The sequence below is a fragment of the Pseudomonas sp. HB05 genome (genome assembly GCF_016756915.1).
Classification (GTDB): Bacteria; Pseudomonadota; Gammaproteobacteria; order Pseudomonadales; family Pseudomonadaceae; genus Aquipseudomonas; species Aquipseudomonas alvandae.
The window spans coordinates 38,919-57,601 of sequence record NZ_JAESPG010000005.1; the positions used below are offsets into that span (position 1 = coordinate 38,919).

General features: G+C 60.0%; 16 protein-coding genes. All 16 read left to right on the forward strand.

All coding sequences use genetic code 11. The annotated features are described in order from the left end of the window. Positions 1–52: 52 nt before the first annotated feature. The 16 genes from JMN22_RS07170 (at position 53) to fliJ (ending at position 18,598) form a co-directional block, all read left to right on the forward strand. Entirely contained in the window at positions 53–2,947 is a 2,895-nt protein-coding gene (locus JMN22_RS07170) for a TIGR00180 family glycosyltransferase (protein ID WP_198797716.1), read from the forward strand. A 449-nt stretch (positions 2,948–3,396) separates the two neighbouring features. Next, the gene (locus JMN22_RS07175) at positions 3,397–4,323 is read left to right on the forward strand and encodes a ketoacyl-ACP synthase III (protein WP_198797717.1); all 927 of its coding nucleotides are present in this window, start codon (positions 3,397–3,399) and stop codon (positions 4,321–4,323) included. Positions 4,324–4,603: 280 nt separating this feature from the next. Then, positions 4,604–5,452 (forward strand): flagellin domain-containing protein, encoded by an 849-nt coding sequence (locus JMN22_RS07180; protein ID WP_198797718.1) that lies wholly within the window; start codon positions 4,604–4,606, stop codon positions 5,450–5,452. A 72-nt stretch (positions 5,453–5,524) separates the two neighbouring features. Continuing rightward, positions 5,525–5,890: a flagellar protein FlaG gene (locus JMN22_RS07185; RefSeq protein WP_198797719.1), complete on the forward strand. Its 366-nt coding sequence runs from the start codon at positions 5,525–5,527 to the stop codon at positions 5,888–5,890. A gap of 82 nt (positions 5,891–5,972) precedes the next feature. Then, positions 5,973–7,403, forward strand: a complete 1,431-nt coding sequence (fliD, locus tag JMN22_RS07190) for a flagellar filament capping protein FliD (RefSeq protein ID WP_198797720.1) — start codon at positions 5,973–5,975, stop codon at positions 7,401–7,403. A 130-nt stretch (positions 7,404–7,533) separates the two neighbouring features. After that, a complete protein-coding gene (gene fliS, locus JMN22_RS07195; protein WP_039593095.1) occupies positions 7,534–7,929 on the forward strand; it encodes a flagellar export chaperone FliS in 396 nt (131 codons plus the stop codon). A gap of 11 nt (positions 7,930–7,940) precedes the next feature. Further along, positions 7,941–8,237: a flagellar protein FliT gene (locus JMN22_RS07200; protein WP_198797721.1), complete on the forward strand. Its 297-nt coding sequence runs from the start codon at positions 7,941–7,943 to the stop codon at positions 8,235–8,237. A gap of 173 nt (positions 8,238–8,410) precedes the next feature. Beyond that, positions 8,411–9,886: a sigma-54 dependent transcriptional regulator gene (locus tag JMN22_RS07205; RefSeq protein ID WP_030141088.1), complete on the forward strand. Its 1,476-nt coding sequence runs from the start codon at positions 8,411–8,413 to the stop codon at positions 9,884–9,886. Between the two features lie 110 nt (positions 9,887–9,996). Beyond that, a complete protein-coding gene (locus JMN22_RS07210; RefSeq protein WP_272929131.1) occupies positions 9,997–11,205 on the forward strand; it encodes a sensor histidine kinase in 1,209 nt (402 codons plus the stop codon). A 5-nt stretch (positions 11,206–11,210) separates the two neighbouring features. After that, positions 11,211–12,596: a sigma-54-dependent response regulator transcription factor FleR gene (gene fleR, locus JMN22_RS07215; RefSeq protein WP_030141086.1), complete on the forward strand. Its 1,386-nt coding sequence runs from the start codon at positions 11,211–11,213 to the stop codon at positions 12,594–12,596. A 221-nt stretch (positions 12,597–12,817) separates the two neighbouring features. Next, positions 12,818–13,144, forward strand: a complete 327-nt coding sequence (gene fliE, locus JMN22_RS07220) for a flagellar hook-basal body complex protein FliE (RefSeq protein WP_003199082.1) — start codon at positions 12,818–12,820, stop codon at positions 13,142–13,144. A gap of 15 nt (positions 13,145–13,159) precedes the next feature. Then, a complete protein-coding gene (gene fliF / locus JMN22_RS07225; protein WP_030141085.1) occupies positions 13,160–14,944 on the forward strand; it encodes a flagellar basal-body MS-ring/collar protein FliF in 1,785 nt (594 codons plus the stop codon). Then, the gene (fliG, locus tag JMN22_RS07230) at positions 14,937–15,956 is read left to right on the forward strand and encodes a flagellar motor switch protein FliG (RefSeq protein WP_007958288.1); all 1,020 of its coding nucleotides are present in this window, start codon (positions 14,937–14,939) and stop codon (positions 15,954–15,956) included. The genes fliF and fliG overlap by 8 nt, the downstream gene beginning before the upstream one ends. Positions 15,957–15,963: 7 nt before the next feature. After that, the gene (fliH, locus tag JMN22_RS07235; protein ID WP_198797722.1) at positions 15,964–16,794 is read left to right on the forward strand and encodes a flagellar assembly protein FliH; all 831 of its coding nucleotides are present in this window, start codon (positions 15,964–15,966) and stop codon (positions 16,792–16,794) included. Next, positions 16,784–18,142 carry a flagellar protein export ATPase FliI gene (gene fliI, locus JMN22_RS07240; RefSeq protein WP_030141083.1) on the forward strand — a complete coding sequence of 453 codons (1,359 nt, stop codon included), beginning with the start codon at positions 16,784–16,786 and terminating at the stop codon, positions 18,140–18,142. The genes fliH and fliI overlap by 11 nt, the downstream gene beginning before the upstream one ends. A gap of 6 nt (positions 18,143–18,148) precedes the next feature. Beyond that, positions 18,149–18,598, forward strand: coding sequence for a flagellar export protein FliJ (gene fliJ / locus JMN22_RS07245; RefSeq protein ID WP_198797723.1), 450 nt, complete (start codon positions 18,149–18,151; stop codon positions 18,596–18,598). Positions 18,599–18,683: the final 85 nt, after the last annotated feature.

Consider the following 18,683-nt stretch of genomic DNA (forward strand, 5'->3'; position numbering starts at 1 on the left):
CGCGAAACTCACGGTGTCGCTAATGCGGCCATCCACTCGTTAAGGAATTAATATGCAAAGCAATGTCCCAACAGGAACGACCGCGCCGTTGGATGAACGGTTTACGCTGGTACTGCTGGCTCATGACCAGTCGACCGCCCTGCGGCGGGCGTTGCGCTACTACCGCGCCAGTTCGTTCGCCGTGTTGGTGATCGACTCATCAAGCCGGATCGATGCCGATATTTCGACGGCATTCCCCGGGGTGCAGTTCTTGCATGCGCCTGAGGCGAGTGGCTTCGGCGACAAGGTTCGTCAGGCCGTCGAGCACGTTGCCACGCCTTACCTGGCGATTGCCGATGCCGAGAGTTTTCTGCTGCTCCAGGCGCTCGAACAATCGTTGAGTTTCCTGGAGGCGAATGCTGAATACGGCGCCTGCCAAGGCTACAGCCTGGCGTTCGAGGCCCATGCTGACCGTGTCGACTATTACTTGCTCGACCGCAAGGGCTGCGAAGATTACTCCGACGCATCGGCCGAAGCTCGGCTGGCGGTGTTTGCTGAGGATTGTCCGTCACTGATGAGCGCACTGACGCGCACTGAAACCCTGCGGCGCAGTTACGCTTCGTTGCCCTCAGGTTTTGACCCGCGGCTGCAGGAGGCTGGCCATTCTTATGGTTTGGTGGCGGATGCAAGGGTCCGCTTGCTCGACATCGCCTATGGTGTGCATGAGCGCAGTCGTGTGGCGAAGCCGCAGAGCGCGGTCGTGATGGCGCCTAGTTCTCAAGACTTGCGTGCGGTCGCGGAACAGGAGCGTATGGCTGCGGCCTTGGCCTGTTCCTTAGGCACGGATGCTTCGGTGCGAGAACACGCCAGGGCCATCGTCAAGAAGCTGGATGAACGTTCGGTGCCGCAGGCCGGAAAACTGTTCGAGTCGATCTGGGATTCACGGCGGGGCGAACCGGTTCGTCGTTTCGAGCCGACCCAATACGTCGAGTTACCGTTCTATAACCAGGCTTTTTTTAACGTGCTCACCAAACTGGAGTTCTTGATTCATGTAGCGCCAAGTGGACAGGTGCAGTTGAAAGAGCTGGAAGCGGTCATGCTCAAGCAGAAGGAATTGTCCCGCCCCCAGCGCAACACGAGTGCCGAGCCGCTTGATGAACAGTTGGCGAGAGCTTTCCTGAGCTATGCCTTCAACCAGGATCTGGTGAAGCAACTCCTGGGGCTCATGCAGGCCAAGGGCGACGAGCGCTACGTGCAGATGCTAGAGGCGTGGAAGCTGCGACTCGACGCGGCGGGGTTTGATAATACCGCGAGATTGTTCGACGCCACGCGCTCCGGTCAATTGCTGCGATGGCTCGAGGCGCGTGAACCGAGCGCCAGTGAAGCCCAGAAAGTTTCCAAATACCTGGCTGCTCGCAACGGTGGTCCTACGTTCGGCATTTTGATCCTGGATCTGGACGCCGATGTTTTCAAGATGCAGGCTTCCTTCGACAGCATCATCAATGGCTACTGCCGGGCGTTCAAGATTGTGGTGTTCACCACCGGTGACCTGCCGGCCGAGACGACGCCACAGAATGTCCTGCATTTTGTCAAAGTCAACGAAAGCAATTACGTCGACAAAATCAATCAGGTGGTTAACCTGAGCGATTGTGATTGGATGGTCATGACCGAGGCCGGCGATGAGCTGACACCGGCGGGTCTGTTCCGTGCGGGTGTGGAACTGCTGGACGCTGCGCAGTGCCAGGCCGTGGCAATGGACGAGTTCCAGCGCCAGCTTGATGGGACCTTGGCTGAAGTGTTCCGGCCTGGGTTCAACTTGGACTTGCTGCAAAGCAATCCGACGCTGATGGCCCGCCATTGGCTGATCCGTCGCGAGACGCTGGTGAAGCTCGGCGGTTACTCGCGTGAATTCAAGAACGCGATGGAGTTCGACCTGCTGTTGCGCCTGATCGAGCAGGACGGCCTGGAGGGGCTTGCCCACCTGGATGAGCCACTGTTGATTTGCCAGGCGGCGCCGGTGGAGGACAATGCCGATGAGCGCAAGACATTGCTGCGTCACCTGGCGGTACGTGGCTATCAAGCCGACGTGAGCGCGGCCGTGCCCGGGACGCACAAAATCGATTATCGCTTTGCCGACCGCCCCATGGTGGCGATCGTTGTCCATGGCATCGGTGACCTGACGGCGCTACAGCGGTGCTTGCTCAGCGTGCTGCAGCGCACCCGATATCAGCGCTACGAAGTGCTGGTTCCTACCGCGGCCGCAAACCATCCCCCCCTGAGTACCTGGCTCGGCGGCCAGGGGCACCAGGCCAGTCGCGTTCGGTTGCTCGATATCGACGCGGGCGTCGCGACGGGGACTTTGATCAACGCTGCGAGCCAGGAAGCCAAGGGCGACTATTTGGTGACACTGGCGGCCGACAGCGAAGTGGTCAACGTCAACTGGATCGAATCGCTGCTCAATCAAGTGTTGCGCCCGGAGGTCGGCGTGGTCGGCGCCAAGCTGGTCGAGCGCGATGGAAGCATCGCCCAGGCTGGCCTGATCCTGGGACTGAACGACACAGTCGGCTCGGCTTTCGTCGGTGAGCCGAAGACCGCCCGGGGCTACATGAACAGGTTGGTAGTCGAGCAGAACTGTTCGGCGGTGTCTTTCGCCTGCCTGATGATTGCCAAGCAATTGTTCGAAGCGGCCGACGGCATTGATACGGCATTGTTCGACGATGCGCTGGGTGACGTCGACTTGTGCCTCCGGGTTGGCCAGGCAGGTTATCTGACGGTATGGACGCCGCATGTGCAAGTGATCCAGCCCGGCGTGCTGGCGAGTACGCCGCAGGCGCTTGCGGCGCTGCGTGAGAAGTGGTCCGGGGCGTTCGCCCAGGATCGGTTCTACAACGGCAACCTGGCGCTGCAAGGGGTGGGTTTTACCCTCGGACCGGTGCGCAACGTACCTTGGACCGACTTGCTGAACTAACCGCCGCATATCCGTGCGGATGAATCGTGGCGAGGGAGCTTGCTCCCGCTGGGCTGTGAAGCAGCCCTTTTGTGAGCGCTTCGCACTCCAGCGGGAGCAAGCTCCCTCGCCACAATTAATCAAACGCCTTCTGCAGTTTCCCACCGGGTACGGCAGGTAAATCTACCGTCGCTCTCACACAATTGCATCGCCATCCCCTACATTCCTGTCCGGTGTCCAATCCGATCGCGAGAAATGACACTGCTTCATTTGTCATGAAAAAATGCCCCTTGAGGACAAAACAGCGTGACGCATAGGTCATAAAGTGCATCTTCACTGTATTGTATTCCCCGGAGTGGAGGCCCGTTCGTTCGCCTGGCAAGGCTTCCGCCCTCGGAAATCAACCATTTTGAAGCGCCCCTGAGCTTTTGGGGGTGAACCTAGTCGCAGTACATGATCGGGAAGCCATGATGATTGGCATAAAAAGCATAGCGAGTTATGTGCCGACCGCTGGTGTGGATAACTACGCTCAGGGTGCCAAATTCGAGAAGGATGAAGAGTTCATCCTCGGCAAGATTGGTTCGGCGTTCCTGCCGCGCAAAGACGCTGATCAGGAAACATCGGACCTGTGTGTCGAAGCAGTGAACGCGCTGTTCGCCAACAACCCACAGCTTTCGCGCGAATCGATTGACGCGCTGATCGTCGTCACCCAGAACGGTGATGAGGAAGGATTGCCGCACACGGCCGCCATCGTGCAGGACAAACTCGGGCTGCCAACCCATGTGGCGGCGTTCGACATATCCCTGGGCTGCTCGGGCTATGTCTATGGCATCTATGCCCTGAAAGGCTTCATGGAGGCCGCAGGGCTGAAAAACGGGTTACTGGTCACCGCCGACCCCTATTCGAAAATCGTCGACCCTGAAGACCGCAACACCACCATGCTCTTCGGCGACGCCGCCACGGCCACTTGGATGGCCGAAGGGGCCAATTGGCAGTTGGGCAAGTCCAAGTTCGGGACTGACGGTTCCGGTGCGCCGCACCTGAAGGTGAGCGACGGTGTGTTTTTCATGAATGGCCGCCAGGTCTTCAACTTCGCCTTGCTGAAAGTGCCGGCTCATTTGCATGAACTGCTGAACGAGTCGTCATTGCAACCCAGCGATATCGACGCGTTCTGTATCCACCAGGGCAGCGCGGCAATTGTCGATGCCGTGGCGCGGCGTTTCGAGGGTGAGCCTGAAAAGTTCATCAAGGACATGGTCGAGACCGGTAATACCGTGTCTTCGAGCATTCCGCTGTTACTGGAGAAGCACGTCCTGGATGCCGACTGGAAGCGCGTGGCGATCAGCGGTTTCGGTGTCGGCCTGTCATGGGGCTCTGCGATTCTCTATCGCGACTGATCCGATTTATGTGCTTCCAATAGCGCTTCAGGTTCGCCTGAAGCGCTATTTTTTTGCGCGTGACGCTATCCCCGCCGTTTCTTGACGCCATTTTTTGGGCTTTTGTTTGCCGCTAAGCCCTTGTTTCTCAAGGGGTGGCAGTCTGCTAGCAAATTTTTTGAAAAAAGCCCTCAAGCAAGTTCCCAACCCGACGATAACTATTACGAAGGTTCTCTAGGCCACACCCCCGGCGGTTGCCAAGGGCCGGAAGCCGCAGTACCCAACCAACGAGGAATTCGTCATGGCTTTAACAGTAAACACCAACACCACTTCGCTGAACGTTCAGAAGAACTTGAACCGCGCTTCCGACGCTCTTTCTACTTCGATGACCCGCCTGTCTTCCGGCCTGAAAATCAACAGTGCCAAAGACGACGCCGCCGGCCTGCAGATCGCTACCCGTATGACCTCGCAAATCCGCGGTCAGACCATGGCGATCAAAAACGCCAACGACGGTATCTCCATGGCGCAAACCGCTGAAGGCGCGATGCAGGAGCAGACCAACATTCTGCAACGTATGCGCGAACTGGCCATCCAGTCCCGTAACGACAGCAACAGTGCAGACGACCGTGTCGCTCTGAACAAAGAGTTCTCGCAGATGAGCGACGAACTGACCCGTATCGCCAACAGCACCAACCTGAACGGCAAGAACCTGCTCGACGGTACCGCCAGCACCATGACCTTCCAGGTCGGTTCGAACACCGGTGCTGACAACCAGATCTCCCTGACCTTGAGCGCCAGCTTCGACGCTACGAGCCTGGGTGTTGGTTCGGCAGTTACCATCCTTGGTTCCGACAGCGCTGCTGCTGAAACCGCCTTCTCGGCTGCCATGGACGCAATCACCAGCGCGCTCGACACCATCAACAGTGCTCGTGCCGACCTCGGTGCTGCACAAAACCGTTTCTCCAGCACCATCTCCAACCTGCAGAACATCAACGAAAACGCCAGTGCTGCACTGGGTCGCGTACAAGATACCGACTTCGCCGCTGAAACTGCACAACTGACCAAGCAGCAGACTCTGCAGCAAGCGTCTACTTCGGTTCTGGCCCAGGCCAACCAACTGCCATCCGCTGTACTGAAGCTGCTTCAGTAATAGCCGGATGAGTTTTAGCGGGGGAGTGCGCTTGCGTGCTCTCTCGCTTTTTCCGTTCAAGAGGTGATGGACATGGATATGAGCGTGAAGCTGAACTTGTCTTATCCAACGGCGAAGCCGGCACCCACGGTGGCCGACAAGCCCGTGGAGAAGCCTCAAGCCGACGTTGCTACCGTGACACCGGTCAAGCAAGCGCCTAAAGACGCTGCCGCCGAGCAGGACAAGCTCAAAAAGGCCGTTCAGGAAATCGAGAAGTTCGTCCAGTCGGTTAAGCGCAATCTGGAGTTCTCTATCGATGAGCCTTCAGGCAAAGTAGTGGTCAAAGTGATCGCCAGTGGTTCCGGTGAAGTAATTCGCCAGATCCCGAACGAAGAAGTTCTGAAGCTGGCCAACAGTTTGAATGATGCAAACAGCTTGTTGTTCAGCGCTGAAGCCTGACAACCGGCACGAATTTTGTTGTTATGTTCTTTTGGGCGTTGTAAAGGTCAAAAGGCCGGCGACACACTGAAGGGAGTCCCACATGGCAAGTCCAATTCTACCTGGCTTGGGTTTAGGCTCTGGCCTTGATACCGGCGCTATCGTCAAGGCGCTGGTCGATTCCGACAAGGCGGCCAAGCAAGGTCAGATCACCCGAGCGACGACGACGACTACCAACAGTATCTCCGGGGTGGGCACCCTGAAGTCATTGTTGGCAGCTTTCAATACCGCCATGAAGGACTTGTCCAGCACAACGACCCCGCAATTCTCGGGTTTTGCTGCGACATCTTCAGCTCCCGGTGTTCTCACGGCTACCGCCAGTAACACGGCGGTGAACGGCACTTACGCGATCAAAGTCACCAACCTGGCCACTGCGTCCAAGGTCACTTCGGCGGCCTTCGCGGGTGGTACGACCAGTGCCATTCCGACGGGTACGATGACCATCTCGCAGGGGGGTAACAACTACAACCTCAATGTGCCGGATGGCTCCACCTTGCAATCGGTTCGCGACGCGATCAACGCCGACTCTGCGCTCAAGGCTGCCGGTGTCAGTGCGAACATCATCACCGACTCCTTTGGTTCGCGCCTGGTGTTGGGTTCGACCACGACCGGTGCAGGTTCCGATATCTCGGTGAGCGGCATCGCAGGGCTGGAGATCGATGGCACGAACGTTGTGGGCGCTGGCAATACCGCGCTGACTGCCACTTCGGCGGGCGCCATCGGTGCCCTGGCCAAGGATGCCAGTTTCACCGTCGATGGCATGGTGCTGACCAGCAAGAGCAATACGGTCAGCACGGCGATTTCCGGATTGACGTTGAATTTGCTCGGCGTAGCAGACGGGGGCACTGCAACCGTTACCGTGGCGCCGAACAATGATGGCCTGAAAGCCTCGATCCAGAAATTCGTCGATGCCTATAACGCGGTCGCCAATAGCATCACCGCACTGACCAAGCCGTCGCTCGACGCTGATGGGAAGCTGACAGTGCCGGCAAAATTGACCGGTGACGCGTTGCCTCGCTCGCTGCTGGCGGCGATTCGAACGCCCTTGTCTGAAACCGGCGCTGGCGACAAGCTGACGTCGCTGGCCCAACTGGGTATTACCACCGATCAGAAGACGGGCGCGTTGAATTTCAATAGCGTCAAATTCACTGAAGCGATGAACGATAAAAAGCTCAGCGGTGAAGTCCAGACGTTGTTCACGGGCACCAACGGTCTGCTGGAACGCATGGGCAAGGCGATCGAACCCTTCAGCCAGACGGGTGGCATTCTCGACCAGCGGAACACAGCGCTGACCAGGACCCAGACCCGCTTGAAGGCCGATCAGGAGGCTCTGGATCGTCGGGTCGAGACCCTGACCGCAGTGTTGACTAAGAAGTACAACGACATGGATACCTTGGTCGGCAAGTTGAAGGCCACTGCGAGCAACATCACCTCGATGTTCGAGGCGATGACGGCACAACAGAAAAACAGCTGACTTTGACCGATGCAAAAAGCCCGGCAACGTTTTGACAACGTTCCGGGCTTTCGGCTTTTCGGTCTAAAGTTTTTTGACGCGGCGTCGATACGCTGTTTATACGAACCGAAGTTTTTTGAAGAGGTAGAACATGAATCCGATGTTGGCCCTTCGCCAATACCAGAAGATTGGCGCCCAAGCGCAAACCTCCGAAGCAAGTCCCCATCGTCTTGTGCAGATGCTCATGGAAGGCGGGTTGGACCGTATCGCCCAAGCCAAGGGCGCGATGGAGCGCAAGGATATTGCAAACAGAGGCATCCTGATCAGCAAGGCCATCGGCATCGTCGGCGGCTTGCGAGAAGGCTTGGACCTGGAAAATCGGGCCGAGTCGGTCGCAGAACTGGATGCTCTTTACGCGTACATGATGAAACGCTTGGCTGAGGCCAACGTCAAGGCCGATCCGAAGATCCTCGACGAAGTCGCTGATCTGCTTCGCACGGTCAAGGAAGGCTGGGACGCCATTGCCACGCCTGGCCCGCAATTCTGAGGAATATGCTCATGAGTCTTGTCTTGCAGCGAATTGAACAAACCCGCGATGCCTTGGTTGGCGCCTTGGCTGAGCGCAATTGGGAGGCCATCGGTCAATTGGACCTGGCGTGCCGTTCCTGCATGGAAGACGTCTTGAGCGAGTCCGAGGTGGACGAGGCGGCGTTGCGTAATAACCTGGAAGAATTGCTTGGCGTGTATCGGCAGTTGCTGGAGGCGGCGACGGGAGAGCGCCAGGCGATCGTGAACGAAATGTCGCAGATTCATCAGTCACAGAACGCGGCGAAGGTTTACAACCTGTTCGGATGATTTAATTTTCATTTAATCCGAACAAAGTGCGCCATAAATTTGACTGTGCACGATTTTTTGACTTAACTAGTGGCTGTTTACAGATTTCAGGCGTCTACAGGCATGACAAGTCTGCAAGCGTCTAGCTTGCCCCCAAATTCGGGCACTGAGTTGACTAGGGAAGTTGCTATTGCATGTGGCGTGAAACCAAAATTCTCCTGATCGATGACGATAGCGTCCGCCGCCGTGACCTGGCGGTGATTCTGAATTTTCTTGGCGAAGAAAATTTGCCCTGCGGCAGCCATGATTGGCAGCAGGCTGTCGGCTCTTTGTCGTCCAGCCGTGAAGTCATTTGTGTCCTTATCGGGACCGTAAATGCTCCCGCTTCGCTTTTGGGCTTGCTAAAGACACTCTCAACCTGGGATGAGTTCCTTCCAGTTTTGTTAATGGGCGAAAATTCTTCCCTTGACTTGCCTGAGGACCAGCGCCGCCGGGTACTTTCCACCTTGGAAATGCCGCCGAGCTACAGCAAATTGCTCGATTCGCTGCACCGTGCCCAGGTTTATCGCGAGATGTACGACCAGGCCCGCGAGCGCGGTCGGCACCGTGAACCCAATCTTTTCCGCAGCCTTGTCGGCACCAGCCGTGCGATCCAGCACGTGCGCCAGATGATGCAGCAGGTGGCCGACACTGACGCCAGCGTGCTGATCCTGGGCGAGTCCGGTACTGGCAAGGAAGTAGTCGCGCGCAACCTGCATTACCATTCCAAGCGTCGCGAGGCGCCGTTCGTGCCGGTCAACTGCGGGGCGATTCCTGCCGAGCTGCTGGAAAGCGAACTGTTTGGCCACGAAAAGGGTGCGTTTACCGGTGCAATCACCAGCCGCGCCGGGCGTTTCGAACTGGCCAATGGCGGCACGCTGTTCCTCGACGAAATCGGCGACATGCCGCTGCCGATGCAGGTCAAGCTGCTGCGCGTGCTGCAAGAGCGTACGTTCGAGCGCGTGGGCAGCAACAAGACCCAGAGCGTCGACGTGCGGATCATCGCCGCGACCCACAAGAATCTCGAGAGCATGATCGAGGTCGGCAGTTTCCGCGAAGACCTCTATTACCGCCTCAACGTGTTCCCGATCGAAATGGCGCCGCTGCGTGAGCGCGTCGAAGACATCCCGCTGCTGATGAACGAATTGATCTCGCGCATGGAGCATGAGAAGCGCGGTTCGATCCGCTTCAACTCGGCGGCGATCATGTCCCTCTGCCGCCATGGCTGGCCGGGCAACGTTCGCGAGCTGGCGAACCTGGTGGAGCGCATGGCGATCATGCACCCCTACGGTGTGATCGGCGTCGCTGAGCTGCCGAAGAAATTCCGCTACGTCGATGACGAAGACGAGCAAATGGTCGACAGCCTGCGCAGCGACCTGGAAGAGCGCGTGGCGATCAACGGCCATACGCCGGATTTCACCAGCAACGCCTTGCTGCCGCCGGAAGGCCTGGACCTCAAGGACTACTTGGGCGGCCTGGAGCAAGGCCTCATCCAACAGGCCCTGGACGATGCCAACGGTATCGTGGCCCGCGCGGCGGAGCGCTTGCGTATCCGCCGTACGACCCTGGTAGAAAAGATGCGCAAGTACGGCATGAGCCGGCGCGAAGGAGATGAACAGGCGGATGATTGACGCCTGTTTTGCAACCGCCTGATTTTCAGGCGGTTTTTTTTCGGCACGGGTATTGCTACAGCCCTCGCAACGTTCCGTTTAACTGACGGTCAGCCAAGCGAGAGAGCACGATGACCCAAGCCGCCCTGATGTCGCCTGTCCCCGAGCCGGGACACATGCCGTCCGCCGAACAGGCTAGCCGGCTTGGACTTGAACAGGCGTTTTCGCTGTTTAACCAGATGTCCAGCCAGTTGACCGATTCCTACAGCCTGCTTGAAGCTCGGGTGACCGAACTCAAGGGTGAGCTGGCGGTGGTCAGCGCCCAGCGCATGCAGGAACTGGCGGAAAAAGAACGCCTGGCCAATCGGCTGCAAAATCTCCTCGACCTCTTGCCTGGCGGCGTCATCGTCATCGATGAGCACGGTTTCGTGCGCGAAGCCAACCCGGCGGCGTGCGAGCTGCTCGGCCTGCCCCTGGAGGGCGAGCTTTGGCGGCACGTCATCGCCCGCTGCTTCGCCCCTCGCGAAGACGATGGCCACGAAATCTCCCTCAAGGACGGTCGGCGTCTCTCTATCTCGACCCGTTCGCTGGATGCCGAGCCTGGGCAGTTGGTGCTGCTCAATGACCTGACTGAAACCCGTCACCTGCAAGATCAACTGGCTCGCCACGAGCGCCTGTCGTCCCTCGGCCGGATGGTGGCGTCGCTGGCCCATCAGATCCGCACGCCGCTGTCCGCCGCGTTGCTTTACGCCAGTCATCTGACCGAACAGCAATTGCCCATGGACACCCAGCAACGCTTTGCTGGCCGCTTGAAAGAACGCCTGCATGAGCTGGAGCACCAGGTGCGCGACATGCTGGTATTCGCCCGGGGCGAGTTGCCGTTGACCGACCGCGTGACACCCAAGGCGTTGCTGCAATCCTTGCAGGCCGCAGCGTTGACCCATGTGCAGGATCTGCCGATCCGCTGGCAGTGCGACAGCCATGTGGGCGAGGTCTTGTGCAACCGTGACACCTTGGTGGGCGCGGTATTGAACCTGATTGAAAATGCGATCCAGGCCAGCGGCGGTGACGTCCGGTTGAAGGTTCATCTGTACACCCGTGGCAGCACGTTGCGCCTGTGTGTCAGCGACAGCGGCAGTGGCATCGATCCAGCCGTATTGACCCGCCTGGGCGAGCCGTTTTTTACCACCAAGGCCACTGGGACGGGCTTGGGCCTGACCGTGGTCAAGGCCGTTGCGCGTGCCCATCAGGGAGAATTGCTGCTGCGCTCGCGGCTGGGGCGTGGCACTTGTGCGCTGATCGTCCTGCCGCTGTTTTCCAGTGCGCCAGGGGTGGAGTGAAGGCAATGGCGATCAAGGTTTTGCTGGTGGAGGACGATCGTGCGCTGCGCGAGGCGCTGGCCGATACGCTGCTGTTGGCCGGGCATGATCATGCCGCCGTCGGTTCGGCGGAGGAGGCGCTGCTGGCCGTTGCCCGCGAGCCGTTCAGCCTGGTGGTCAGCGACGTCAACATGCCAGGCATGGACGGCCATCAACTGCTGGGTTTGCTGCGTGCGCGCCAGCCGCAATTGCCGGTCCTGTTGATGACCGCACACGGTGCGGTCGAGCGTGCGGTGGATGCCATGCGCCAAGGCGCGGCGGATTACCTGGTCAAACCGTTCGAGCCCAAGGCGCTGCTTGATCTGGTGGCGCGTCATGCCCTGGGAAGCCCTGCGGTCGAGGGTGAAGGGCCGGTGGCCATCGAGCCCGCCAGCGCGCAATTGCTGGAGCTGGCCGCGCGAGTGGCCCGCAGTGATTCAACCGTGTTGATTTCCGGCGAGTCGGGTACGGGCAAGGAAGTACTGGCCCGCTATATCCATCAGCAATCCCGTCGCGCCAACGAACCGTTCATTGCCATCAATTGCGCGGCGATTCCCGACAACATGCTCGAGGCCACATTGTTCGGGCACGAGAAGGGCTCGTTCACCGGCGCCATCGCGGCCCAGGCCGGCAAGTTCGAACAGGCTGACGGCGGCACCATCCTGCTGGACGAGATCTCCGAAATGCCCCTTGGCCTGCAGGCCAAGCTGTTGCGTGTACTGCAGGAGCGCGAAGTGGAGCGGGTCGGCGCGCGCAAGCCCATCAGCCTGGACATCCGCGTGGTGGCGACGACCAACCGCGACTTGGCGGGCGAAGTGGCGGCGGGGCGTTTCCGGGAAGACCTTTATTACCGGCTGTCGGTTTTTCCGTTGGCCTGGCGTCCGTTGCGCGAGCGCACCGCCGATATCCTGCCGCTGGCCGAGCGCCTGCTGGCCAAGCACGTCAATAAAATGAAGCATGCAACGGCGCGACTGTCCGCCGAAGCCCAGGCTTGCCTGATCGCTTATCCCTGGCCTGGCAATGTCCGTGAGCTGGATAACGCCATCCAGCGGGCCCTCATCCTGCAACAGGGCGGCTTGATCCAGCCCGAAGATTTTTGCCTGGCCGGTCCGGTGGCTTGTGCGCCGTTGCCGGTCTTGCAGCCAGCCCCAGCGGTGGTTCCGCCGATGGAAGTGGCGGAATCCGCGGGTGCGCTGGAGGACGACCTGCGTCGACGCGAGTTCCAGATGATCATCGACACCCTGCGTGCCGAGCGCGGCCGTCGCAAGGAGGCGGCCGAACGCCTTGGCATCAGCCCGCGGACCCTGCGCTACAAGCTGGCGCAGATGCGTGATGCGGGGATGGACGTGGAGGCCTACCTTTTCGCCAGTTGAATATTCGCCACCAATCCCTGTGGGAGCGAGCTTGCTCGCGATAGCGGTGGGTCAGTCAAGTTGATGTCGGATGTGATGGCATCGCGAGCAAGCTCGCTCCCACAGTGGAGCGGTGCGCGCAATTGTTTCTGCCGGCCATCGAGCTGGCACCCTTGTTGCTAATACCTACGTACCCGCTGAGTAAGTGTCAAAAAAACGCGGGCCGCCAGAGAGAATAGACCATGAGCCAAGGTATTGAATTTAATCGATTGATGTTGGACATGCGGGCCATGCAAATGGACGCCATGGCCCAGCCGAAATCGGTCGCGGTCCCCCAGGTGGGTGGCAGCAGCTTTTCCGACATGCTCGGTCAGGCCGTCAATAAAGTGAACGATACCCAGCAGGCTTCGAACCAGTTGGCCAGTGCTTTTGAAATTGGCAAAAGTGGCGTCGACCTGACGGACGTAATGATCTCTTCGCAGAAAGCCAGTGTCTCGTTTCAGGCGTTGACCCAGGTACGCAACAAACTGGTTCAAGCCTACCAAGACATCATGCAGATGCCGGTCTAAGGAAACTATTGAGTCATGGCAGAAGCAGCCGTTGATAACGTTCCAGCCAAGGCCACTCCGGTAGACGGCAAACCGCCGTTGTTCGGTCTGTCTTTCCTGGAAAACCTCTCCGAGATGACCATGCTGCGTCAGGTTGGCCTGTTGGTCGGCCTGGCTGCCAGCGTGGCGATTGGTTTCGCCGTCGTGTTGTGGTCCCAGCAGCCAGACTACCGTCCGTTGTACGGTAGCCTGGAAGGCATGGATGCCAAGCAAGTCATGGAAACCCTGGCTTCTGCCGACATTCCCTACACTGTCGAACCCAACTCTGGCGCCTTGCTGGTCAAGGCCGACGACGTGGCGCGCGCGCGCCTCAAGCTCGCTGCCGCGGGTGTCACACCGACCGATGGCAACATCGGTTTCGAGATTCTCGACAAGGACCAGGGCCTGGGCACCAGCCAGTTCATGGAAGCGACGCGTTATCGTCGCGGCCTGGAAGGCGAACTGGCGCGCACCATCTCCAGCCTCAACAACGTCAAGGGTGCCCGTGTGCACCTGGCGATCCCGAAAAGCTCGGTCTTCGTGCGCGATGAGCGCAAGCCGAGTGCGTCGGTCCTGGTTGAACTGTATTCCGGCCGCTCCCTGGAGCCAGGCCAGGTCCTGGCCATTATCAATCTGGTGGCGACCAGCGTTCCCGAGCTGAGCAAGTCGCAGATCACCGTGGTCGACCAGAAGGGCAACCTGCTCTCCGACCAGGCGGAAAATTCCGAACTGACCATGGCCGGCAAGCAATACGACTACAGCCGTCGCATGGAAGGCATGTTCACTCAGCGGGTGCATAACATCCTGCAACCGATCCTCGGTAACGGCCGCTACAAGGCCGAAGTGTCGGCGGATGTGGATTTCAGTGCGGTTGAATCGACCTCCGAGCAGTTCAACCCGGATCAGCCGGCGTTGCGCAGCGAGCAGTCGGTGAACGAACAGCGCACTGCCAGCAATGGCCCGCAAGGCGTGCCGGGTGCCCTGAGCAACCAGCCGCCGTCGCCGGCCAGCGCGCCGCAAACCACCGGTGGCGCCACCGCCGCCGCAGGCATGGTGCAGCCAGGCCAGCCGCTGATCGATGCCAACGGCCAACAGATCATGGACCCGGCCACCGGCCAGCCGATGCTCGCGCCGTACCCGGCCGACAAGCGTCAACAATCCACCAAGAACTTCGAGCTCGACCGTTCCATCAGCCACACCAAGCAGCAACAGGGTCGCTTGAATCGCCTGTCGGTCGCCGTGGTGGTGGACGATCAGGTCAAGATCAACCCGGCCAACGGCGAAACCAGCCGTGCACCGTGGAGCGCCGACGAATTGGCGCGCTTCACTCGCCTGGTGCAGGACGCGGTCGGTTTCGACGCCAGCCGTGGCGACAGCGTCAGCGTGATCAACGTGCCGTTCTCCCTGGAGCGCGGTGAAGAAATCGCCGACATTCCGTTTTATTCGCAACCCTGGTTCTGGGATGTGGTCAAGCAAGTATTGGGTGTGCTGTTCATCCTGATACTGGTGTTCGGTGTGTTGCGTCCGGTGCTCAACAACATTACCGGTGGCGGCAAGAACAAGCAGTTGGCTGGCTTGGGTGATGTAGAGCTGGGAGGCATGGGCGGCCTGGATGGCGAATTGGCCAACGATCGCGTCAGCCTCGGCGGGCCGCAGAGCATCCTGCTGCCAAGCCCGAGCGAAGGCTATGACGCTCAGTTGAACGCCATCAAGAGTCTGGTGGCAGAAGATCCGGGTCGTGTGGCCCAGGTCGTGAAAGAGTGGATTAACGCAGATGAGTGATAATCGAGCCGCTGTTGCCAAATTGTCCCGGGTCGACAAAGCCGCGATCTTGCTGCTGTCCCTGGGGTCGACCGACGCCGCCCAAGTGCTGCGTCACATGGGGCCCAAGGAGGTCCAGCGCGTCGGCGTGGCCATGGCCCAGATGGGTAACGTGCACCGCGAACAGGTCGAGCAGGTCATGAGCGAGTTCGTCGACATCGTCGGCGACCAGACCAGCCTGGGCGTCGGTTCCGACGACTATGTGCGCAAGATGCTCACCCAGGCCCTGGGCGAGGACAAGGCCAACGGCCTGATCGACCGGATCCTGCTGGGTGGCAACACCAGCGGCCTCGACAGCCTGAAGTGGATGGAACCACGCGCCGTTGCTGACGTGATCCGTTACGAGCACCCCCAGATCCAGGCGATCGTGGTGGCGTACCTCGACCCGGACCAGGCCGGCGAAGTGCTGGGCAATTTCGACCACAAGGTGCGCCTCGATATCATCCTGCGGGTGTCGTCGCTGAACACCGTACAGCCGGCCGCCCTGAAGGAATTGAACCAGATCCTCGAGAAGCAGTTCTCGGGCAACTCCAATGCTTCGCGCACTACGTTGGGCGGCATCAAGCGCGCGGCGGACATCATGAACTTCCTCGACAGTTCGATCGAAGGTCAATTGATGGACTCGATCCGCGAAGTCGACGAAGACCTGTCCGGTCAGATCGAAGACCTCATGTTCGTGTTCAACAACCTGGCCGATGTCGACGATCGTGGCATCCAGGCACTGTTGCGCGAAGTGTCCTCCGACGTCCTGGTCCTGGCCCTCAAGGGTTCGGACGAAGGCGTCAAGGAAAAGATCTTCAAGAACATGTCCAAACGGGCGGCCGAACTGTTGCGCGACGACCTCGAGGCCAAGGGCCCGGTGCGCGTCAGCGACGTGGAAACCGCACAGAAGGAAATCCTCACCATCGCCCGCCGTATGGCCGAAGCCGGAGAAATCGTGCTCGGTGGCAAGGGCGGCGAAGAGATGATCTAAGGTCGTTATGTCTGCCAAGAGTGATGATTCACCCAGCGACCTGATCCGCGCCCGTGACGTCGGTGGTTTCGACGTCTGGTCGCTGCCCAGCTTCGACCCCTACGTGCCCGAGCCCGAGCCGGAACCGGTGGAAGAACTGCCGGAGATGGAAGAGGTGCCGCTGGAAGAAGTCCAGCCACTGACCCTCGAAGAAGTCGAGAGCATCCGCCAGGAGGCTTACAACGAAGGCTTCGCCATTGGCGAAAAAGAAGGTTTCCACAGCACCACGATCAAGGTCCGTCAGGAAGCCGACGTGGCGCTCACGGCCAAGCTGCGCGCGTTGGAATCGTTGATGCAGAACCTGTTCGAGCCCATCGCCGAGCAGGACACGCAGATTGAAAAGTCATTGGTCGGGCTGGTGCAGCACATCGCCCGGCAAGTGATCCAGCGCGAACTGGCCATCGATTCGAGCCAGATCGAACACGTCATGCGCGAAGCCCTCAAGCTGTTGCCGCTGGGTGTGGGCAACGTGCGGTTGTACATCAACCCGCAGGACTTCGAACTGGTCAAGGCTTTGCGCGAGCGCCATGAGGAAACCTGGCGCATCGTCGAAGATGAAACCCTGCTGCCGGGCGGTTGCCGCGTGGAAACCGAGCACAGCCGCATCGACGCTACCGTCGAGACCCGCATCAGCCAGATCATGGCCAAGCTGTTCGACCAACTGCACGAACAGGCTTTGCACCCGGCGCCCGCCGACCTGAGCCTGGACTTGCCGGACGAACCCAAGCCGGCCGCCATCGTCGATCCCGACAGCGGCGAGCCGATCACACCTGAAGTGGCAGGCCACGATGCGCCTTGAGCGAACCAGCTTCGGCAAGCGCCTGGGCAGCTACGCCGAGGCCACCGAACTGGCCGGCCAACCGATCCTGGAAGGTCGCCTGTTGCGCATGGTCGGCCTGACCCTCGAAGCCGAAGGATTGCGTGCGGCCATGGGCAGTCGCTGCTTGGTGATCAATGACGACAGCTATCACCCGGTTCAGGTCGAAGCCGAGGTCATGGGTTTTTCCGGGAGCAAGGTATTCCTGATGCCGGTCGGCAGTGTCGCCGGCATTGCCCCGGGTGCCCGTGTGGTGCCGTTGGCCGATACCGGCCGCCTGCCCATGGGCATGAGCATGCTCGGTCGCGTGCTGGACGGCGCTGGTCGGGCGCTGGACGGCAAGGGCGGGATGAAGGCCGAGGATTGGGTGCCGATGGACGGCCCGACGATCAACCCGCTCAAGCGCGACCCCATCAGCGTGCCGCTGGATGTGGGCATTCGTTGCATCAACGGTTTGTTGACGGTCGGACGCGGTCAGCGCCTGGGCCTGTTCGCCGGTACCGGCGTGGGCAAGAGTGTGCTGCTGGGCATGATGACCCGCTTCACCGAGGCCGACATCATCGTGGTCGGGCTGATCGGCGAGCGGGGCCGCGAGGTGAAGGAATTCATCGAGCACATCCTCGGCGAGGAAGGGCTCAAGCGCTCCGTTGTCGTCGCTTCGCCGGCGGACGATGCGCCGCTGATGCGCCTGCGCGCTGCGATGTACTGCACGCGCATCGCCGAATATTTCCGCGACAAGGGCAAGAACGTCCTGTTGCTGATGGACTCGCTGACCCGTTTCGCCCAGGCCCAGCGGGAAATCGCCCTGGCCATCGGCGAGCCGCCGGCGACCAAGGGTTATCCGCCTTCAGTGTTCGCCAAGCTGCCGAAGCTGGTGGAACGTGCCGGTAACGCGGAGAAGGGCGGCGGTTCCATCACGGCGTTCTACACGGTGCTGTCCGAGGGTGACGACCAGCAAGACCCGATCGCCGACTCGGCCCGAGGCGTGCTCGACGGCCACATCGTGTTGTCCCGACGCCTGGCGGAGGAGGGGCATTACCCCGCTATCGATATCGAGGCGTCGATCAGCCGGGTCATGCCATCGGTCATCAGCCCCGAGCACATGAAGCGTGCGCAACAGTTCAAGCAGTATTGGTCTCGCTACCAGCAAAGTCGCGACCTGATCAGCGTCGGAGCGTATGTACCTGGCGGCGATCGTGAGACCGACACGGCCATCAGCCTCTACCCGTCCATGGCGGTATATCTGCGCCAGGCGCTTAACGACAGCATCGGCATGGGCGCCAGCGAAGCGCACCTGCAAACCATTTTCGCCCCTGTCTCCGGCACGTAACCGATCATGGCCACGAGTCGTGCGGCGCGCCTGGCGCCAGTGGTGGACATGGCCGAAAAGGCCGAGAAGACCGCCGTCCAGCGGCTGGCCTATTTTCAGGGGCAGGTGGCAGTTGCCGAAAGCAAGTTGGCGGACCTGGAAAATTTTCGCCTCGAATACCAGGAGCAATGGATCGCCCGCGGCAGCCATGGCGTTTCCGGGCAATGGCTATTGGGCTACCAAGGATTCCTCGCGCAGTTGGGTACGGCCATCGACCAGCAGCGCCAGAGTCTGGTCTGGCACCAGAACAACCTGGAGAAGGCCCGCCAGAGCTGGCAAGAGGCGTTCGCCCGCGTCGAAGGGTTGCGCAAACTCGTACAGCGCTACATCGACGAGGCGCGGCAATTGGAGGACAAGCGTGAGCAGAAATTGCTGGACGAGCTGTCCCAGCGGCTGCCGCGCCACGATCCGTATTGATAACGGCGGTAGGGTTTTGTCGGGTAGGCGATTGAAACCTTGCTCAGACCTCTACCAAGTGCTAAACCTTGTACACGTATGTCCA